General features: G+C 68.3%; 17 protein-coding genes. 7 read left to right on the forward strand and 10 right to left on the reverse strand.

The window, feature by feature from the left end; all coding sequences use genetic code 11:
• Positions 1 to 105: 105 nt before the first annotated feature.
• Positions 106 to 1,191 carry a PP2C family protein-serine/threonine phosphatase gene (locus tag ADL25_RS30515; protein ID WP_079050669.1) on the reverse strand — a complete coding sequence of 362 codons (1,086 nt, stop codon included), beginning with the start codon at positions 1,189 to 1,191 and terminating at the stop codon, positions 106 to 108.
• Positions 1,192 to 1,570: 379 nt separating this feature from the next.
• The gene (locus tag ADL25_RS30520; protein ID WP_416070633.1) at positions 1,571 to 3,073 is read right to left on the reverse strand and encodes an FAD-dependent monooxygenase; all 1,503 of its coding nucleotides are present in this window, start codon (positions 3,071 to 3,073) and stop codon (positions 1,571 to 1,573) included.
• Between the two features lie 83 nt (positions 3,074 to 3,156).
• Here ADL25_RS30520 and ADL25_RS30525 point away from each other — a divergent pair, with 83 nt between their 5' ends.
• From ADL25_RS30525 to ltaE, 4 genes are all read left to right on the forward strand, one after another.
• Positions 3,157 to 3,798, forward strand: coding sequence for a TetR/AcrR family transcriptional regulator (locus ADL25_RS30525; RefSeq protein WP_059131105.1), 642 nt, complete (start codon positions 3,157 to 3,159; stop codon positions 3,796 to 3,798).
• A gap of 177 nt (positions 3,799 to 3,975) precedes the next feature.
• The gene (locus tag ADL25_RS30530; protein WP_059131138.1) at positions 3,976 to 4,419 is read left to right on the forward strand and encodes a GNAT family N-acetyltransferase; all 444 of its coding nucleotides are present in this window, start codon (positions 3,976 to 3,978) and stop codon (positions 4,417 to 4,419) included.
• A 256-nt stretch (positions 4,420 to 4,675) separates the two neighbouring features.
• A complete protein-coding gene (locus tag ADL25_RS30535; RefSeq protein WP_234381097.1) occupies positions 4,676 to 5,704 on the forward strand; it encodes a PP2C family protein-serine/threonine phosphatase in 1,029 nt (342 codons plus the stop codon).
• A gap of 266 nt (positions 5,705 to 5,970) precedes the next feature.
• Positions 5,971 to 7,008, forward strand: coding sequence for a low-specificity L-threonine aldolase (gene ltaE / locus ADL25_RS30540; protein ID WP_059131107.1), 1,038 nt, complete (start codon positions 5,971 to 5,973; stop codon positions 7,006 to 7,008).
• 210 nt (positions 7,009 to 7,218) lie between these two features.
• On the opposite strand, the gene ADL25_RS30545 is transcribed toward ltaE, so the two are convergent.
• Complete coding sequence (locus ADL25_RS30545; RefSeq protein WP_059131108.1) at positions 7,219 to 8,427, reverse strand: carbohydrate-binding protein; 1,209 nt, start codon at positions 8,425 to 8,427, stop codon at positions 7,219 to 7,221.
• 190 nt (positions 8,428 to 8,617) lie between these two features.
• Positions 8,618 to 9,331, reverse strand: a complete 714-nt coding sequence (locus ADL25_RS30550) for an MBL fold metallo-hydrolase (RefSeq protein ID WP_234381102.1) — start codon at positions 9,329 to 9,331, stop codon at positions 8,618 to 8,620.
• 344 nt (positions 9,332 to 9,675) lie between these two features.
• Between ADL25_RS30550 and ADL25_RS30555 the strand changes: the two genes are divergently transcribed.
• A complete protein-coding gene (locus ADL25_RS30555) occupies positions 9,676 to 10,269 on the forward strand; it encodes a malonic semialdehyde reductase (protein WP_059131110.1) in 594 nt (197 codons plus the stop codon).
• A gap of 467 nt (positions 10,270 to 10,736) precedes the next feature.
• Here the strand turns inward: ADL25_RS30555 and ADL25_RS30560 are convergent, their stop codons facing one another.
• From ADL25_RS30560 to ADL25_RS30580, 5 genes are all read right to left on the reverse strand, one after another.
• Positions 10,737 to 12,167, reverse strand: coding sequence for a glycoside hydrolase family 43 protein (locus ADL25_RS30560; protein WP_059131111.1), 1,431 nt, complete (start codon positions 12,165 to 12,167; stop codon positions 10,737 to 10,739).
• A gap of 46 nt (positions 12,168 to 12,213) precedes the next feature.
• Entirely contained in the window at positions 12,214 to 13,155 is a 942-nt protein-coding gene (locus ADL25_RS30565) for a carbohydrate ABC transporter permease (RefSeq protein WP_059131112.1), read from the reverse strand.
• 1 nt (position 13,156) lies between these two features.
• Positions 13,157 to 14,062: a carbohydrate ABC transporter permease gene (locus tag ADL25_RS30570; protein WP_059131113.1), complete on the reverse strand. Its 906-nt coding sequence runs from the start codon at positions 14,060 to 14,062 to the stop codon at positions 13,157 to 13,159.
• Positions 14,063 to 14,095: 33 nt separating this feature from the next.
• A complete protein-coding gene (locus tag ADL25_RS30575) occupies positions 14,096 to 15,439 on the reverse strand; it encodes an extracellular solute-binding protein (protein WP_059131114.1) in 1,344 nt (447 codons plus the stop codon).
• 128 nt (positions 15,440 to 15,567) lie between these two features.
• Positions 15,568 to 17,391, reverse strand: coding sequence for a glycoside hydrolase family 2 protein (locus tag ADL25_RS30580; RefSeq protein ID WP_059131115.1), 1,824 nt, complete (start codon positions 17,389 to 17,391; stop codon positions 15,568 to 15,570).
• A gap of 141 nt (positions 17,392 to 17,532) precedes the next feature.
• On the opposite strand from ADL25_RS30580, the gene ADL25_RS30585 reads away from it, so the two are divergent.
• Together ADL25_RS30585 and ADL25_RS30590 are read left to right on the forward strand one after the other, a co-directional pair.
• The gene (locus ADL25_RS30585; RefSeq protein WP_059131116.1) at positions 17,533 to 18,555 is read left to right on the forward strand and encodes a LacI family DNA-binding transcriptional regulator; all 1,023 of its coding nucleotides are present in this window, start codon (positions 17,533 to 17,535) and stop codon (positions 18,553 to 18,555) included.
• Between the two features lie 77 nt (positions 18,556 to 18,632).
• Complete coding sequence (locus ADL25_RS30590; RefSeq protein ID WP_059131117.1) at positions 18,633 to 19,022, forward strand: TraR/DksA family transcriptional regulator; 390 nt, start codon at positions 18,633 to 18,635, stop codon at positions 19,020 to 19,022.
• 59 nt (positions 19,023 to 19,081) lie between these two features.
• Here the strand turns inward: ADL25_RS30590 and ADL25_RS30595 are convergent, their stop codons facing one another.
• Complete coding sequence (locus ADL25_RS30595) at positions 19,082 to 19,717, reverse strand: TetR/AcrR family transcriptional regulator (RefSeq protein ID WP_234381098.1); 636 nt, start codon at positions 19,715 to 19,717, stop codon at positions 19,082 to 19,084.
• Position 19,718: the final 1 nt, after the last annotated feature.

Below are 19,718 nucleotides of genomic sequence, written 5' to 3' on the forward strand. Positions count from 1 at the left end.
GGCGACAGTCAACGGACAGCAGAGGCGTATCGTTCTCTTCCGCTCGGAAGACCTGACCCAGTGGGTCGCCTGAGGGTGACACCGCCTCATTGTGTTGGGCCCTCTTCAGTCGCCGTCCACATGCGCAGGCTGTTCGATTCGCCTTGAGGCGCACTCGGTGTCGTGGTGTTGCACGGCGACGAGGGCAACATCGTCGTCCAGGCGCATTTCCCCGCCCACATGGTCGGCCAGACCGTCGAGGACGTAACGGAGCAGGTCACCGGGGTCGCAACCCGACCATGCGGCGATCCGGGCGTCCAGTTCGTAGAAGTTGCCTCCCGTGTCACGCGCTTCGGCGACACCGTCCGTGTAGAGGAGCACGATGGCGCCCGTAGCCAGAGGGAGCACGGTCGTGGCGTAGTCGGAGGTGCGCGTGTTGTTGAGTCCCAGTGGGGGTGCGGGCAGCATCGACGGCAGGGAGTGCGCCTTGCCGTGCTCGATGACGAACGGGGGAGGGTGGCCGCAGTTGATCATGCGGACGCTCGATCCGTCGGCGGGTATCTCCAGTAGCAGTGCGGTGATGAAACGCTCCGCGGCATTGGGGTCGGTGGCGGAGATTTCGTCGAAGTGCGCCTGGACGGCCTCGTCGAGTGTGGCCATAAGTTGCGAGAGGGACGGTGTTTTGCGGGCGGTACTGCGGAAGGCGCCGAGGAGGGCGGCTGCGTCCTCCACCGCGGGCAACCCCTTCCCTTTCACGTCCCCTATCAGGATGCGGACGCTGTCGGGAGTGGACGACACAGCGTAGAGGTCGCCGCCCACCAGCGCATGAGGATGCGATGCATGGTATTCGGAGCGGATGCGCAGTGAACCGATGGACGGTGGTAGCGGGCGCAGTAGAACACGCTGGACGGTCTCGGCGACCGTGCGCAGTTCGATCAATTCTCGAGTATTACGTTCCCGCAGGGTCCGAAATGCGATGACGCAGCCTGAGACAAGGATGATTGCCAATAGGTGCACCGCGAATATGGAGGTGCCGAGCAGGCCGTCGTACGCGTCGAGCACCAGGGAACCGACGCACGAGAGGCCGGCGATCACAGCAGTCAACCGTGCACCGGCAAGAGTGGCGGTCGCCGCCGGGACGGTGGCCATCAGGGAGGCCAGGTGCTCGGATCGGGGAAGCATGAATCCGGCGACCATAATGGCGGCGATCATCGTGAGCGCGATTAGGAAGGGTCCATAGCGGGTGGTGACAAAGGAGCCCCACGTTGGCCTCAATCCGGTCCTCAGCGCTATGTCTCGCAGAAGTTCGGGCTGGCGCACCACGAACCCAGTTTATCATGCAGAATCATGGGCATGGGGAATCGCTTTGGATAGGAGTGCGTTCAGGATTTTCGCGATGTGTGTACCCGCATTCCGCATACCTCTGGTTATGCGTGTGAAGAAGGGTCGCATCTTGCATGGAATGCCGGCCGCTTTTCTGTCTGAAGCATCATCCCGGAATGCGTATAGCGCACGCATCGATGCGCGCGCTACACGCATTCAAGGAGGCGAAGCGGCGGGCGGCTTCGGGCAGGCCGCGGCCGAGCCGGTTTCAGGGCAGCGCCACCAGGTCGCCCGCGAGTGCGGCGAGCAGGTTGTCGCCGCACTCGGCGGAAGTATCGGCGGCCCAGCCGACATAGCCGTCAGGACGGATGAGCAGGGCGGCGGCCCCCAGATCGTCGACGCATGTGGCGCGGACGAGGTCGACTCGCGGCGGAAGTTCGAGTTCGGCCGGTACGGCACCGGTCAGATCGAGCAGTACGGCATGCCCTGAGGCGAAGAGTGCCGAGAGCCGGGTGGGGCCGGCCGCGGTGACCAGATCGGTGTCCGGCACGCGCTGTCCGGTCAGCGGGTGCTTTCTGGGCAACTCGTAGCGGAGCGAGAGCCCGGACATCAGGCCCGCCAAGTGACGGTTGGCGTCCGGTAGTCGCATGAGGTCGATGAAGATGGCACGCAGGGCGGCCACGTCCTCGCTGGGGTGCGGATCGGCCAGTACCCGCTGCGCCGAGGTGTGGTGCAGGACCTGGGCTCCGACCGGGTGCCGTTCGGCCTGGTAGCTGTCCAGAAGGTCGCTCGGCGCCCGACCCTGGACGACCGCGGCCAGTTTCCACCCGAGGTTGAACGAGTCCTGTATTCCGAGGTTCAGTCCCTGGCCGCCCAGCGGGGGGTGGATGTGTGCGGCGTCGCCGGCGAACAGGACCCGGCCCGCACGGTAGTCCTCCAACTGGCGCGTGGCGTCGCCGAATCGCGAGGAGTTGTCCACGCTGCCGAGGGTGGTCTCCTGGCCGTACACCGCCCGGAGCGCCGCGGTGATCTCTTCGTGGGTGACCGGAGTGTCGCGGTCGACGTCCGTCCGGTCCGCGCGTCCGAAGGTGAAGCGGTACCGGTCGCCGCCGAGAGGGGCCAGCATGGCCCAGTAGCCGCCTCCTTGGCGGGTGAGGGTGCTCATGTGCCCCATTTCCTGAGGCACCAGTGGCGAGACGGTGGACAGACGGATGTCGGCCAACACCGCCTGATGCGTCCCGGGCCTACCGGGAAACGGCAGGCCGAGCAGTTTCCGCACCGTGCTGTGGCCACCGTCGCAGGCCGCCAGGTAGCGGGCCCGCACGTGCAGGTCACCCGCCGCAACGACCACACCGTCGTCGTCCGGCTGGACCGCTGAGACCGCGGCGCCACGCAGGACCCGTGCCCCGGCGTCGATCGCCCGCTCCTCGAGCACTTCCTCGATCTCCCACTGCGGGATCGCGATCGGGTAGGGGTGTCTGGTCCGCCAAGGAGCGCAGTCCAGAGGCACGGGCAGAGCAGCGAAGTGCCCGCCGATCGGCTCTCGCAGCACGGCCCGGCGCCGCAACGGTTCGAGCAGCCCGCGTAGTTCCAGCATTTCAGCGGTGCGGGGCTGGATCGCGCCGCCCTTCACCTGCTGGATGCGCTCGGGCAGCTTCTCCAGCACCACGGTCTCGACCCCCGCCAGGGTGAGTTCACACGCCAGCATCAGTCCGGTCGGGCCTGCGCCCACGACGACGACCTCGGTCTCGATCTCGGTCAACACCTTCACTCCCTCAGCATTTCTCGCCTCGGAGTAAATGTATACCAGGTGCAGAAATACTCTCGGGGAAGATCTCTGTTACGGTGTGCGTCGTGGACGGCAGGCCAGGGCTTCGGGAACGGAAGAAGCGGCGGACCCACGCGGCGATCTCCGACGCGGCGATCACGCTGTTTCTCGAGCACGGCTTCAACCAGGTCTCGGTGGCGCAGGTGGCGGAGGCCGCTGAGGTGTCCAAGCGGACGCTGTTCGCCTACTTCCCGACCAAGGAAGACCTTGTGGTGCATCGCCTCGCCGACCACGAGACCGAAACGGCACGTGTTGTGCGGGACCGCTTGCCCCGCACCGCGCCACTGGTCGCAGTGCGCGAGCACTTCCTCAAGGGACTGGACGACCGGGACCCGATCACGGGGCTCAACGACCATCCACAGGTGCTGCGGCTCACCCGGATGATCCTCGACACGCCTTCACTGGTGGCCCGGATGGAAGGCTTCAAAGCCGGCGCCGAACGTGCACTCGCCGAGGCGTTGCAGGAGACGGCTGCAACCCCGGAGCTCACCGCGCGGCTGGCCGCCGTCCAGATCGTCGCGGTCCAATGGGCGCTGGCGCAGGACAACGCCGCGCGTCTGGCGTACGGAGAACCGGCGGACGCGCGCCATCCGGGAGCTGTGGCCGACGCGAACCATGCGTTCACGCTGTTGGAGAACGGACTGGGCGATCTGATCCCGCAGTCGTGACACCAGTGCTCGATGATCGCCCCATTGCAGGGTTCGTCTCGCCGACGGCGACGCTCTTCGGTGACCGACTGTCGTGCTCTGCGTCCTGCGGCTAGGGTCCCGGGGCACGGGCGGTGTCGGAAGTGCGGGTGCTGCGTGCGGTGTTGGCGTCACCGGCGGAAGAGAAGGGTGGCGCTGGTGAGGATCGAGAAGGCGATCGAAGCGGATGTCGAGCTCGTGGCGCACTTCCTCGGCGAGGTCGAGGCCTACTACGGCGGGGTCGACACCCGCGTGGATCGGGAGCAGATCCGCCTGGCGCTCTTCGGTCCACAGCCCGTTGCCACCGTCTTGATCGCCCGCGAAGGCGACACACCTCTCGGATTCGCCTCGTACAGCTTCGTCTGGCCCGCCGCCGGCGCCGACACGTCGATCTATCTCAAGGAACTGTTCGTACGTGAGGCTCACCGGCGCAACGGTGTCGCGGGTCGGCTTATGGAAGCCGTCCGTGAGGCGGGCCGTGCAGCCGGCTGTACGCGGATGGAGTGGACCGCGGACGCCGGCAATCCTCCGGCACTCGACTTCTACAAGGCCCAGGGCGTCGAGCCGCGTGCGGACAAGCCCTTCTATCGCACCAGCCTCTAGCCCGTCGGACTCGCCATGCCCACTCGCCGCGCGGGTCCGCGGCGAGGCTCTGTTCCGGGCGGGCCATCCCCATGTCGGTCCGGCCGGGGCGGGCGACAAGGGTCGTGTGTGCCGCTGCGGGTGCGGTGTTCGCCTCGGGTGCCTGAGTGCGAGCATGGGATATATGGGTGCGAAGTCGGATACACCGGAAGCTCGCCGGGCCGTACGGCCGAGTCACGCACTGCTCGTGATCCCGCTCGGTCTGATCATCTTGATCATGATCGCGGACGTGTTCACGGGCAGGAGTTCCCAACTGGGTCCGTTGCTGATCGTCGCTCCCGCGGTCACCGCATCCTTCGCCGGTCCTCGTCTCACAGGGCTCATGGGCGCCCTGGCCGTGGCAGGCCAAGTCCTCTCGGCGTTCGCAGAGGGCAGCGGGCTCACTGCCGGGCTCGAGATCCAGGTGATCGGCCTCGCGGTGGTCTCCGGGTTCCTGGTCGCCCTCCGTGCCGTTCGCGACCTGCGCGAGCGGCAACTCGCCCATACGCGCTCCATCGCAGCGGCCGCGCAAGAAGTCCTGATACGCCCCCTTCCCCGGCGTGCAGGCCCACTGCGTATCGCCACCGACTACATCGCCGCGGAGCTGGACGCACGGGTCGGCGGCGACCTGTTCGCGGCTGTGCGCGCCGACCGGGTGACCCGGGTCATCATCGGTGATGTCCGGGGCAAGGGGCTGCCCGTCATCAAGGACACATCCCTCCTGCTCGGCGCCTTCCACGGCTCGGCCTATCGCAATCTCTCGCTTCCCCACATGGCGATACATCTGGGGAACGCCATGTATTGGAACTGGGCCAACGCCGCCGATGACGATCCCGAGGCCGACGAGTCCTTCGTGACCGTTCTTCTTCTGGACTTCCCCGACAACGTCGGGCGGGTGGAGACGATCAGCTGCGGCCATCCGCCGCCGCTGCTGCTCCATGAGGGGAAGATCAGCGCCCTGGATGCCCGCAGTCCCGGGCTCCCGCTGGGCATCACCGTCCCGTCGGTGGATCAGTATGTGGTGGACACCTTCAGCTTCGTGGCCGGCGACGTCCTGCTTCTCTACACCGACGGTGTCGTCGAGGCAGCCAGCCCCAACGGCACCTTTTATCCGCTCCCCAAACGGATGGCGGCCTGGGACGGCACAGGTGGGCCGGAGCGCCTTGTCCGACACGTTCATGAGGACCTGTTGAGCCACGCTCGCGGACCTCTCGGCGACGATGCCGCCCTCATCGCCATCCAGCGCCTCGCCGATCGGACGGAGTGATGGCTCCGTCGCCTCCGGTGCGCACCTGCCACTGCGCGATGGAGGGTGCCGCGGACCGCGTAGGTGCGCGGCCGCGCGTGGTGGCCACCGGAGACTTGTGAGTGGGACCTGTAGGTCTTCTGGAGTGACGTCTGTCCCTCGACCCGAACTTGAGGGTGCCGGTGGAGGGGGCGGTCGCCTTGTGACGGCGGTCGGGTTCGCGGTGGATGCCTTGGCCCGGTCACCCCGCGAGTAGGTCACCAAGGTCGGAGCGGTAGTAAGGAGGCATGGACAACGTCATAGACCTGCGTAGCGACACCGTCACCCGCCCCACCGACGCCATGCGTACCGCCATGGCACAGGCCGAGGTGGGCGACGACGTGTTCGGTGACGATCCCGCCGTGAACGCGTTCCAGGAGCGCCTGGCGCAGCTGCTCGGCTTTCCCGCCGCGCTGTTCGTCTCGTCCGGAACCCAGAGCAACCTGTGCGCCTTGCTGAGCCACTGCGGGCGGGGCGAGGAGTACATCGCCGGGGCGGAGGCCCATCTGTACAGCCACGAGGGCGGCGGGGCGGCCGCGCTCGGCGGGATCCAGCCGCAGCCGTTGCCGCACCAGGACGGGACCCTCGATCTGGCAGACATCGAGGCGGCGATCAAGCCGGACGACCCGCACTTCGCGCGGAGCAGGCTCCTGTGTCTGGAGAACACGTTCAGCGGCACGGTGATCGCCCCCGAGTATGTTCAGGCGGCCACGGCACTGGCCCGTAAGCATCACTTGGCGACGCACCTGGACGGGGCCCGGATGTTCAATGCGGCGGTGGCCGGGGGCGGCGATCCCTACGAAGGGGCGCGGAAGATCGTGGAGCCGTTCGACAGCGTGTCGGTGTGCTTCAGCAAGGGCCTGGGGGCGCCGGTCGGGTCGGTGCTGCTCGGTTCGACGGAGTTCATCGGGCAGGCGAGGCGGTGGCGCAAGGCCCTGGGCGGCGGTATGCGGCAGGCGGGCGTCCTGGCAGCGGCTGCTTCCTACGCATTGGACCATCACGTCGAGCGGCTGGCCGACGACCACGCGAATGCGGCACTCTTCGCCGAGATCCTCGACGGCGTACCGGGGCTCGAGGTCGGTCCGGCGCGCACCAACATGGTGTTCGCGCGGCCGGTGCCGGGCGTCACGCCGCCGGATCTGCTGGAGCGGCTCGCGGCGCAGGGTGTGCTGTGCACAGGGGGTCGGCCGCAGTTCCGGTTCGTCTTCCATCTCGACGTCTCGAGGGCGGACGCGGAGCGCGCGGCACATCTGGTGCGGGAGACCGTGGCCGCAAGCGCCGCCTGATGGCGGTCGGGGCCCGTACGGCGTACCGGGCTCAGCCACCGGCACCTCCCACGCGCCCGTCCGGCCGACCGGGCAGACGGGCTCGGCAGGTCCCGTAGTCGGCCGGTAGGCCCCGCGCCGACCACCACGGTGAGGCGGTGACACGGTGGCGCCGGTCCCTTGCGGGGATCTTTCGGGTTCCCCGCAAGGGCGACCGGCTGCCTCAGAGACTCAGCAGGCGCCCTCGTCCTGCCAGGGGCCCCATTCGGTGGCGGCGGGCTGCTCGTTCTGGGTCCACCACTTGGCCTTCCAGTTGTGGTTGCTGTACGAGACCTCGTTCCCCGCCGTGTAGACCGCGGTGGAGCTCCAGGCGGGCTTGCATGTCGTGTTCGGGGGAGTCGGCGTGCCGGTGGGGGTGCCGGTTGGCGGGGTGACTCCGGCGAACTTCACCGAGTACTTGGCGAAGTCCCAGGTGTTCTGCGCGACGCTGGAGCAGGTGCCCGAGGTGCGACCGCCGTTGTCGGGCGGGTTGCACTGGCGGTCACGGTTGAGCGACCAGAAGGTGAAGCGGTCCATGTTGTGGCTGGTGGCGTAGTCCAGCACGCTCTGGAAGTCCGCCTGCGTGAAGATCTCCCCGGTGTCGCTGCGACCGTTCATGCCCGAGAAGCCCTCATGGGCGTAGGCGGTGGCCTGGTCCCAGCCGAACGTGGACTGCAGGATCTGGTTGAAGTTGGTCAGTGCGCCGGTCTGGGAGGCGGCGCCGTTGAAACCGCCGTCGAAGGGCATGATCGAGAAGTTGTTCGGGGTGAATCCCTGCGACTTCGCTTCCAGGAGCATCTGCTTGCCGAACCAGCCGGTGCCGTCGGCCGTGCCGGCCGTGGTGACGGAGACGTAGAGGCCGGGATTGTTCTGCTGGAGGATCTTGGCCGCGCCGATCTCGTTCTTGATGGCCGCCGCGTTCTCGTACTCCGGCTCTTCCAGATCGAAGTCGATGGCGTGCAGGCCGTACTTGGTGATGACCTGCTGGTACGCCGCCGCTGTGGCCGCTGCGTCCGAGCACGCCTGGCCGAGCTTTGTGCCGCCGTATCCGCCGATGGAGACGGAGACGTCACCGCCCTTGGCGCGGATGTTGCTGATGACGGACTGGACGGCGGTGTCCGAGGAGACCGCCGCGGTGCCGCCCCAGGTGGGGGAGCAGCCGCCGCCGTCGGGGGCGAGGATGAAGGCCAGCTGGAAGGCCTTGAGTCCGGTTGCGTCCATGATGGCGCCCGCGTCCGGCGGGTCGTTGTCCAGCGGCATCAGATAGGGGGCCGCGGCGTACCAGCGGTTGCTCAGGGCGCTTGTCGCGCCCGAGGCGTTGCCCGCGACCAGCGCGGTCGTACCTGCCGCGGCCAGTCCGACCGCGGCGACCGCGCCCAGACATGCACGAAGACGTCTCACTGCGTGCCTCCGGTGGGGGTGGTGGGGGAGTCGTCCCAGCCTGGTGAGTTGTTGTAGTCACGTCAATGAATTGGCCTAGACCAAGTGACAGTTTGGACTAGACCATGCAAAGGCTTTACTTTGGTCCGGTGTGGTGCGTGTCGGGACGGTGCCGAGCGGCGTCACGTGGCGCGGCTGATGCGACCGAGCTTCAGAGCGGGATAACCAGCCCTTCCGCTGCGGCCAGGATCTCCCCGTCGTAGGCGGCGGCCGCCTCCGTGACGGACCGCCCTCGATCCGTGTCGGGCCAGAAGTGCGTGAGCAGCAGACGCCGCACTTCCGCGCGAGCGGCCCATCGGCCCGCTTCGGCCGCACTGAGCAGATGAGGGTCGGTGGCGGCGCCCTGCAATGTGGCGCCGGCAATGAACAGGTCCGCCTCGGCGGCCAGTTCGCCGAGCGCGTGGTCGCCACCGGCGTCGCCGCTGTAGGCCACGGTCAGTCCGGGCGCCGTCAACCGCACGCCGGCGTGCGGCACATGGTGCGGAAGCGGGCTCCCTTCCAGCCGGAAGGTGCCGATCTCGTGGCTGCCGGGCAGAGGATGGGGTTCGAAGACCTCGCGCAGATCCTCGGTCGGCTCCATCGCCTGCACCCGCTCGAGCACCCCTGGCGGGCAGTACAGCGGCAGGCGGGTGTCGAGCTCTCCGCCGAAGAGCAGCGCGCGACAGAGTGCGCTCAGATCCGCGCAATGATCAGGGTGTTCATGGGTGATGGCCACGGCGTCGAGCGCTTTCGTCGGGCATACTTCCAGCAGTCGAGGCAGGGTTGCGTAGCCGAGGTCCAGGACCAGGCGAAAACCGTCGACCTCCAGGAGGAAGCCGCTCGCCGCCCGGCCGGCTTCCGGCCAGGCGCCACATGTCCCCAGCACGGTCAACTCCCGCACCGCCGCATGCTCCCACGCTGCCGACTGGCAAGGCCATGGACGGGAGCCGGGCGTTGCGTCGAAGGCCGCTGGACTGACCATCGGGTCCCAGGGCGGCAATGCCCGCCCTGGTGTCGTCCGGTGCTGGAGGCGGTGTCAGCCCGTCCGGTGATCGCTCTCGTGAAGTCCGACGTTGCAGGTCCGCGGCACTGTCAGATGCGCGAGCACATTGTGGACATTGTGCCCAGCGTCACAGGCGGGAACGGCAAATTCGTTGAACGTTCACCTATAGTGGTAGAAAGTTCAACAACACTCAGTGATGGGTGTCCCCGATTCAACCGAGGTACCTGATGACTCTCCAGCTCGACCCGGCCGCCCAGAACCTTCTCTTCCGGGATGCGCACACCGCGAACACCTTCACCGACGAGCCGGTGACCGAAGAGCAGGTGCGGGCCGTCTACGACCTGGTGAAGTACGCCCCGACCGCCTACAACCAGCAGCCGCTGCGCGTTGTGCTCGTGCGCACTCCCGAGTCCCGCGAGCGACTGGTGGGCCATATGACCGCGAACAACGCGCCGAAGACCGCCGCCGCACCCCTCGTGGCGATCCTGGCCGCGGACAACGAGTTCCATGAGGAGCTGCCTGACCAGTTCCCGGTGTTCCCCGAGGCGAAGGACCTGGTCTTCGGCGAGCGGCCGGTGCGTGAGCAGTCGGCGACCCTGAACGCCGCGCTGCAGATCGGCTACTTCATCCTCGGCGTTCGGGCCGCCGGACTGGCCGCCGGCCCGATGACCGGCTTCGATGCCGCGGGCATCGAGAAGGACTTCTTCCCGGATGGCGACCACTCGGTGCTGGTCGTGGTCAACATCGGCAAGCCCGGCGAGAACGCCTCGTACCCCCGCGGCCCGCGTCTGGACTACGACGAGGTCTTCGCCGCCGTCTGAGCCGCAGTCTGCCCCCGTCGCTGCCGCCGGGTCCTGCCGACGGCAGCGGCGCACGTCCGTCCACGAGGTCGGCGGCCCCGCTCTCCGGGCGGGGCCGCCGACCTGTCGACTTCTGTGATGCAATCACCCGAGCCTGCGTAGGTGATCGTTGACAGGCCGGTCCCGGACAGCGGGACGCGCCCAGGCCACTCCACCGCGGAACGCAGCGATCTGGTTCTCCGTCGTACCCGGGCGGGCGACCGGAGCGGGCGCCCTAAGGGTGCGGCCGACGGGAAACCGCGGTTCGCCGGTGCCGCTTGCACACTTCCGTGTCACCAAGAGGGTCCCGGCCTGCTCCAGCCGCAGTTGTCCGCCGACGATGCTGCGAGCGCCGTCGCCAACGCCGCCGGAGCCCTGGTGTCCCGCCCAGGCATGGCCCGTGTCAGGTTGATCGGGCGCGGGCTGCATCCGCTACGACGCACGACCGGTCACTTGGTGTACACCTCCGCCCGGTCCACGCTCACGAACGCCGCCTGTGACTGGGAGTTGTGCTCGCCGGTGACCCGGACACGCAGGGTGTGCCGACCGTACGGCAGCTGTGGGCTGACGTACTGCAACGTCTCCCCGGTGCGCATCGAGCCGTAGAAGTCGACGCGTTGCTCGGAACCTCCGTCGATGCTCAGGGCCCCGATGCCGTTGCCGGTGTCGCGCACGGACAGCAGTGCGATACGGGTTCCGGTGAAGGTCCAGGTGGCCGTGTTGCCGCTTCGGTCGCTCCAGTGGTCGTCGCCCCAGAAGCACTGAGTGGCGCATCCGGTGCCGGAGTTCCAGGTGCCGGTGTACGCGAGTGTGCCGTCGCTGCTCGACCGGCCGTCGTCATTGATCCAGTAGGTACCGGAGCCCGGGTCGCCCGCCGGCAGGTCCTGGGTGGCGCCCACGGCGAGCGGGCGGCCGAGGTCGGGGCTGCCGTCCGCCTTCCACGTGATCTTCTGGGCGCGGGTGGTGCGGTCGGTGTAGGTGTAGGCCGAGGTCGTCTTGGCGTGATAGACGATCCAGTCCTCCGTTCCGTCGGGGGAGCGGAAGAAGGCATGGTGGCCGGGACCGTAGACACCGTGGTCGTCCGCGCGGGAGAACACCGGGCCGGAGGTCTGTACCCAGTTGGCGGGCACGAGCGGGTCGGCGCCTTCATGCAGGGACATCATCCAGACCTGGTAGTCCGGCTTGCCCGTGTCGCATGTCGAATACGTCATCCACGTACGGCCGTTGCGGTTGAGGAACTCCGGCCCCTCGCGCACCTCGGCACAACCGCCGGCGGCGTCGATCGCGACGGCGTCGCCGGAGACCGTGTAGGGGTTGGACATCGGGGCGATGTTGATGCCGTTGTGCTGGTACGCGTTGATACCGGCATAGGCGAGGTAGAGGCGCCCGTCGTGCTGGAGGATTCCGGGGTCGATGGCGAAGTCGGATGCGTGGTTGGGTGGAGAGAGCTTCGCCTTGAAGTGGTAGGGACCGGCCGGGTCGTCACGCTCCGACTCCAGGACGTACAGGCGGTGGTGGTCGTCGATGCCGTCGTCCGCCGTGTAGTAGAGGTACCAGCGGTCGCCGAAGCGGTAGAACTCCGGTGCCCAGATGTCGCGGTTGCGCGAGGCGTCGGTGTCCGTCCACACGGTGACGGGGGCGGCGGTCAGCAGCGTGCCAAGCGAGGACGAGCGCCACATGCGGATGCTGTCGCCCTGGGTGGTCGTCAGGTAGTAGGACCCGTTCCAGTACGTCATGAAGGGGTCCGGACCGGTGTTGAGCGGATTGCGGAAGGTGCCCGTCGCGGCGGCGGACGCGGTGACGGTCTGCGGGACGGTGACGAGTCCTAACAGGAGGACGAGGAGGAGGGTGAGGCGGGGAAAGCGCCGTGCTGCGCGCATGGCGGCTCCTTCGCTGCAGGGGGTGGGTGGTGAGACGGCAGGGTGCCTATTGGCCGCCGAGGCCCGTCGTCGCGACGGACTTCACGATGTGCCGCTGGAAGAACATGAAGACCACGACGAGGGGAACGGCGGCCAGGACGGCGGAGGCCATCGTCTGGGCGTACTGGATGCCGTAGGCGTCCTTCACGGAGGTGATGCCGACCGGCAGGGTCATCAGCGCGGGGTCGGAGGTCGATACGAACGGCCACAGGAAGTTGTTCCACGCCCCGATGAACACGAAGATCGAAACGGCCGCCAGCATCGGGCGGGACAGCGGCAGAAGGACCGACCAGAAGATGCGCCAGTGGCCGGCACCGTCGATGCGGGCCGCCTCCTGAAGCTCGTGGGGCAGTGAGTCGAAGTGCTTCTTCAGGATGAACACCATCACCGGCGCGACCGTCTGCGGAAGGATCACCGCGGCGTATGTGTCCACCAGGTGCAGGGTGAGCATCTGCCGGAACCACGGCACGATCATCAACTGGGGCGGCACCAGAACGGCGGCGACGGTCAGTGCGAACAGCGCGCGGCGGCCGGTGAACCGGGTGCGGGAGAAGGCGTAGCCGGCCATCGCCGAGACCAGCACGGTGATCACCGTGACGGCGGCGGAGACGAGCAGGCTGTTGAGCATCCACAGGGGCAGGTCTCCGCGCTGCCACACGGAGCTGAAGCCGTGGAAGGTGAACCCGTGCCGGGGCCAGAACCAGTGGGCCGGATCGCTGGCGTCCGTCTCGGACTTGAAGGCGGTCAGCAGGGCCCATGCCATGGGCAGCAGCCATATCACTGTCATGACGACGAGCGCGGCGAGCGCGAGCACGCGGGCGAGGGCGCTGTCCCCGAGGGTGAGATTCGTGCGGCTGCGGCGGCCCGGCTGCCGCGGCCTCAATTCCCGCACAACTACTTCGCTTTGCCGGGAGGGCGCGGTGCGGAGGGGCAGATCGGTGGAGGTCATGTCACTTCTCCCGACGGCGGAGGGCGGCGTACTGGACGGCGGAGGCGATCAGGACGAGGGCGAAGAAGATGTAGCTGATCGCCGAGGCGTAGCCGAGCCGGTAACCGGTGAAGCCGACGTCGTAGATGTACTCGACAACGGGGCGTGTGGAGCCGTTGGGACCGCCCTTGGTCATCAGGTACACCTGGTCGAAGACCTTCAGCGAGGCCAGGATCTGCAGCACCGTGATCACCGCGCCGATGCGGGCGAGTTGGGGCAGGGTGATCGACCACAGGCGCCGCCAGGCGCCCGCGCCGTCGATGGCGGCGGCTTCGTAGAGGTGGTCGGGGATGGACTGCAACGCGGCGAGGAGAAGAAGGAAGTTGAAGCCGACGGTCCACCACAGCGTGGTCAGGGCGATGGCCCACATGGCGACCGACTCGTCACTGAGCCAGGCCACCTGTTCCAGACCGAGGATGTGGAGCAGGTGGTTGTACAGGCCGAGGTCCGGCTGGTAGAGCCAGATCCACAACAGGCTGACGACGCCGACCGGCAGCAGATAAGGGGCGAAGAAGGCCAGCCGCCACACCCATTGGCCGGGCAGGCCCGTGTGGACGAGCAGAGCCAGCACGAGGGCGACCAGGACCAGCGGAACGGTCGAGATCAGCGTGAACCAGACGGTGTGACCCAGCGAGCTCCACATCGCGGCGTCACCCAGGGCCTCGGTGAAGTTGTCGACGCCGACGAAGCCCGGGCTGTGTGCCGACAGAGAGGTGTCGGTCAGGCTCATCCACAGGCCCTGGCCCAGCGGCCACAGCATGAAGACGGCGAACAGGACGAGGAAGGGCAGCGCGAACAGCAGACCCGGAGGGACCGGTCGGCGCCCGGACGGGGCCCCGGTGCGGGGCGCGGCCTGAGGAGAGGACATCGTTGTGCCTCCTGCGCGGGGTGTGCGGCCGGGTCAGGCCGGGCTGGGCTTGGAGAGGAAGGTGTTCAGGCGCTGCACCATGGCGCGCGCCGCACGGTCAGGGGCGAGGCCGTCGAGGAGAGCCTGCTGCAGCACCTGGGACATCGCGTTCTGGAAGTCCGATCCGGCGCCGGCGAACCACACCGACGGGTCGAGGACGACGTGGTCCTGAGCCTTGGCGTAGTGGGCCTGGGGCTGTAGCCGCGCGTATGCGCACGTCCGGGTGACGGGCCCGTAGGCGGGGATGTGGCCCGCGGTGGCCCAGATCTGGCCGGCCTTGAGGAGGGCGGCGACGGCCCGGTGCGTACGGCGGCGGTGTTCGGGATCCGGGTCGGGGTGGCGGGGCAGGACGAAGGAGTGCGAGTCGGCGTACACGGCCGGGGTGCCGAAGACGGTGGGGAAGGGGGCGGCACTCACGTTCTTGTCCGCGGTGCGGAAGGTACCGAGCTCCCATTCACCCGAGAGGATCATCGCTGTCTGCCGGTTGGCGAACGCGGCGATGGCGGCGGGGTAGTCGAGCCGCTTGGGGTTGACCCGCCCGTCGACGAGTTTCGCCATGAACGCGATGACCTCGGCCATGCGGTCCACGTCGACCTCGGCGGGTCCGCCTGCGGGCAGGTCGAAGGCGCCGCCGGTCTGCCGGTACAGGCCGTAGAACAGGCGCCAGCCCTGCGCTGTGTCCGTGACGTAGCCGAAGGCGATGCCCTGCCGGCCGGAGGCTTTGGCCAGTTCCCTGCCGGCGGCCAGGAAGCGGTCGGGGGAGGAGAACGCCTCGGTGTCCAGGACGCCGTCCGGGGTGAGCAGACCGGCTTTTGCGGCCGGTTCGGGATGGAAGAAGACGATGAACGGGTGCGTGTCCAGGGGGACGGCGTAGGTGTGTCCGCGATATTGGGTGCGTGCCCACACCGCATCGGCGAAGTCGTCGCGTCCGACGCCGTATTCGGCGAGGACATCGAGGTCCCAGGGGTCGAGCAGGCCGGTTGGCGCGTAGCTGGCCAGACGGGACATGTGCGCGACGGCGACCTCGGGGCCGCGGCCACCGGCGGAGGCCATGGCGAGCTTGGTGTAGTACGGGGTTCCCCATTCAAGGACGGTGCGCTCGATACGTGTGCCCGGCATGTCGGGACGGGCGGCGCGGACCATGTCGTTGAGCAGGCCGCCGTCGGCGCCGCTGAACAGATCCCACAGGCGGACGGTCGACGCGTCGGAGGCCTGCGCCGACCCGCAGCCGCTGAGGGCTGCGGCGCCGAGGAGGGCCGCACCGGAGGTGAGGGCGGTGCCGAGCAGTCGGCGCCGGCTCAGGCCGGGGGGACCGACGGGCGCGGGTATGCCTGTCATCGGGCTCCTTTCCAGCGGCGGCGGTGCATCCGAAGGCGAGACCGGAGCACCGCCGCCGCACGGCTCATGTCTTACATCGATGTAAATTCTGCGCGGGATGCGCTGTGCTTCCGCTCGCGCGGACCGTGCTAGGGGGTGTTCTCGTAGGCCGCCGGGCGCAACTGGGCCTGGCGCAGACGGTCCGTGTCGACCTTCTCGGTGCGATCGAAGCGGTAGACGCCGTTGCGTTCCTGGAAGACGTCGGTGAGCTGCGTGTAGCAGTAGCCGAACATGTCAGGGTCGCCCAGCAGCACGCCGGTCAACCCGGTGAACCGGTCGACGAACTCTTCGTCGGTGCATGGCCGTTCACCGTAGCCCCAGGAACTGTCGCGCTCTTCGCCGGTCGCGGCGGCGGCCTCCGGGTCCCACCAGATGCCGCCGAACTCGCTGCAGAAGTACGGCTGTCCCCGGTACGGCAGCGACCAGTGCCGGCCGTCGGGCGCCGCGTTCACGTACGGCCGGTCCTCCGCCAGACCGTCCATCACCTTGGCGAAGGCGACCGGGTCCTGCTCGTAGCAGTGGGAGTCGTACACATCCGTCTCGGCCACCCGGTGGGCGTACCCGGAGGCGTCGACGACGGGGCGGGTGCCGTCGGCCTGCTTCGTGGCCAGGAACATGGCGCGGGTGACGTCGTCGAGCCGGGTGATGCGGTCGTGCAACGGCTGGTAGGTCTCGTTGAGAGGGCACCAGCCGACGATCGAGGGGTGCGAGTAGTCCCGCTCCATGGCCTCGAGCCACTCGGTGACGTACGACGCGTCCGGCCGCTGGTTGTCGTCGCGGACGCCGACCTCGCACCCCCAGTCGCCGAACTCGCCCCAGACCAGGTATCCGAGCCGGTCGGCATGGTAGAGGTAGCGCTCCTCGAAGACCTTCTGGTGCAGCCGGGCGCCGTTGAAGCCCGCCGCACGTCCCAGTTCGATGTCGCGGACCAGGTCGGTGTCCTCGGGCGCGGTCATCAGTCCGCCGGGGTAGTAGCCCTGATCGAGCACAAGGCGCTGGAAGACCGGTTCGCCGTTGAGGAGCAGCCGTTTGCCGTGCAACGAGATCGAGCGCATCCCCGCATACGAGCGGGCCGAGTCCAGGATCGCGCCGTCGGCGTCGAGCAGTTGGAGTGTGAGGTCGTACAGGTGCGGATCCTGCGGTGACCACGTGCGCAGGCGGTCGTCCGGTACGGGAAGCACCAGACGGGGCGCGAGATCGAGGTCCGCGCGGGTCTCGGCCGCGATGATCTCGCCCTGGTCGTCCGTGAGGGTGGCCTGTAGGCGGTGACCGGGGACATTTGCGGTCAGCGGCAGCTCCAGGAAGAACGCGCCGGAGGCCAGGTCGGGGGTGATGCGGGGGCGCTTGAGCGCGGCCGCTCGCGGGACCGGCTCCATCCACACGGTCTGCCAGATTCCGGTCGTCCTGGTGTAGTGACAGTGGGAGTTGGCGTACCAGGTGGCCTGCTTGCCGCGCGCCTGGACGCCGTGACGGCTGTCCCGGGCGCGGACGACGATCGTCAACTCGTCGCCCGGCTCGGCGACATCACCGAGGTCGGCGGTGAACGGGGTGAAGCCGCCGCGGTGTCGGGCCACTTCGGTGCCGTTGACCCACACGGTGGTGTCGTGATCGACGGCACCGAAGTGCAGCAGAACCCGGGACTTCGCCCAGGCGGCCGGGACGGTCACCGTGCGCCGGTACCAGACGGCCTCGAGGAAGTCGGTCTCACCGATCCCGGAGAGCTCGGACTCCGGGCAGAACGGGACGACGATGCGGTCGGCGAGTTCTCTCTCCCGCAGACCGCGCTCGAGACCGGTGTCGGACCGGTCGATCTCGAACTGCCACTCGCCGTTGAGGTTCAGCCAGGTATGCCGGACGAACTGCGGCCGCGGGTATTCGGGGCGGGGTGGGGCCGAGGGGCGGGGGAGGGGCATGGGGCTCCTTGCGCCTTGGGACTCGAGGTGTGCGGGGCACATGGCATCATGGCGATTACATCGATGTAAATATGTCGGCGGGAACCGATCCGGCCCGCAACCGATTCGTGACGGTCGGTACGATCATGGGCAGGCGGAAGGATGAACAGCGTGGCGGCCAGACCCAGGATCAAGGACGTGGCGGAATACGCCGGTGTCTCCCCGAAGACCGTCTCCAACGTGATCAACAACTTCGAGCATGTCTCGGAACGAACCCGTGCCGCCGTCCAGGAGGCCATCGACGCCCTGGGCTACCGCGTCAACATCGCCGGACGTCAACTGAGGCAAGGCCGCACCGGCATGATCACGCTGGCTGTCCCCGAGCTGGACGTGGCCTACTTCGCCGAACTTGCCAAGCACGTCATGGACGAGGCCGCCGCGCGCGGCCGCACCGTGCTCCTCCATTCGACCGAGGCGGTGCGCGAACGAGAACTGGCCGCGCTGCACGGCTTCGACGCCCAGTTCTCCGACGGCGTCATCCTCAGCCCGCTCGCCCTCAACCCGCGCGACCTCGCCACGCGCGATCGACGACTGCCGGTGGTACTGCTCGGCGAGCGGCCCGCCGGGGGCAGCACGGACCACGTGGGCATCGACAATGTGCGTGCCGCACGCGAGGCCACGGAACATCTGCTGTCCCGGGGCCGGCGCCGTATTGCTGTCGTCGGCGGTGCCGTCCGCGGCCGCCAGGGCACCGACCGACTGCGCACGGACGGCTACCGGGAGGCCCTCGGGGCCGCCGGAGTGCCCTTCGACGCCGACCTGGTGATCCCCGTCGGCGCCTACCACTGGCGGGACGGCGCCCGTGCGGCCACCTGGCTGGTGGAACGCGGCCTTTGCCCCGACGCGCTGTTGTGCCTGAACGACCACCTTGCGCTCGGCGCGCTGCGGGCGCTGCACGAACACGGCCGTTCCGTCCCGGGTGACCTCGACGTCGTGGGCTTCGACGACATCGAGGCCTCGCGCTTCAGCGTGCCCAGCCTGACCACGGTCGCCCCCGACAAGCGGGAGATCGCGCGGGCCGCGGTGTCCCTGTTGCTGGAGCGGATCGACGCCCCGGACGGCGCCGCCCTGCGCGACCATGTGGCCGGGCACCGGATCATCGTCCGGGAGAGCACGGGCGGCTGATCATCAGGTCGTCGTGGACCTGGTTTTCGTAGCCGGCTCTGTGGAATCCGGCCGGGGGCGAATACGTTCCTACACATATGAGCGACAAGTTCCGCAGCGCGGCCGTCCCCGCGGTCGAGGGCGAGTCGTTCCGCGAGCTACTGGCCGCCGAACGTGCTGCGACGCTCGGACAGATCGCCGCGCTGAGTCGAGAATTCGAGGGGATCGTCGCAGCGAACGCCTTCGTGGCCATCGACGACGAACACGACCCGGAAGGATCGAGCACGGCCTTCGAACGGGCTCATGTCGCCTCTTTGCTGGACCGGGCACGGGAGCATCTGACCGAACTGGACCGGGCGTTGGAACGGCTGGAGCAAGGCGACTACGGAAAGTGCGTGAAGTGTGGTGAGCCGATTCCGAGGGAGCGGCTCGAAGTACGTCCGGCGTCGACCATGTGCGTGCGTTGCGCGGCCTCCGGCCCGCGCTGACGCCATGCGCAAGAGCAGGTCCCGGGGCTGTCGGACCGGGAGCCGATTCGGGCCACCGCTCAGGAGTCCTGTACGCCCGCGACCTCTTCGCGCTCAGGGTCCCTGAAGAGGAGTTCGAAGACCTCTTCCAGCCGTCGGGCGAGATCGTCGCCCTCGGCCTGCAACAGCGCCGTGTCGCCGATGACCTTCCTCATCAGCCACACCCCGGCGATCAATGAAAGCGCCAGTCCGGCACGCTCGCGTGCTCCCGTTCCGGTGAGCAGTCCGGTCAGATGCCGCTCCACGTGGCGCTCGATTCCCTCCCGGATGATCTCCGCGCTCCTCCGGTTGGGCGCGGACAGCAGCATCAGCAGGAACGGATCGAGATGGTCCGCCTCGGGTGCCGTCCTGTCCACCAGCACTCTGGCGACATCACGGCTCAGCGTGCGCGGGTCGTCGGTGACGACGGTGCGCGGCGCGAAGGACTCCTCCACCGCCTCGGCGAAGAGCTGTTCCTTGGAACCGAAGTAGCGGTTGACCAGCATGGCGGTCACGCCGGCGGACTTCGCGATCTCGCGCACGCCCACACCGTCGTAGCCGAACCGGGTGAATGCCTCCACCGCGGATCGGAGGATCGCCTCGCGAGTTGCCTTGGCGTCCCGCGGTCGCCTGGCGGCCGGATCGGTGGACGGCGGCGCGGGAGGGTCCTCTTTCATG

This window comes from Streptomyces sp. NRRL F-5122 (assembly GCF_001507435.1).
In the GTDB taxonomy this organism is placed as follows: Bacteria; Actinomycetota; Actinomycetes; order Streptomycetales; family Streptomycetaceae; genus Streptomyces; species Streptomyces lannensis.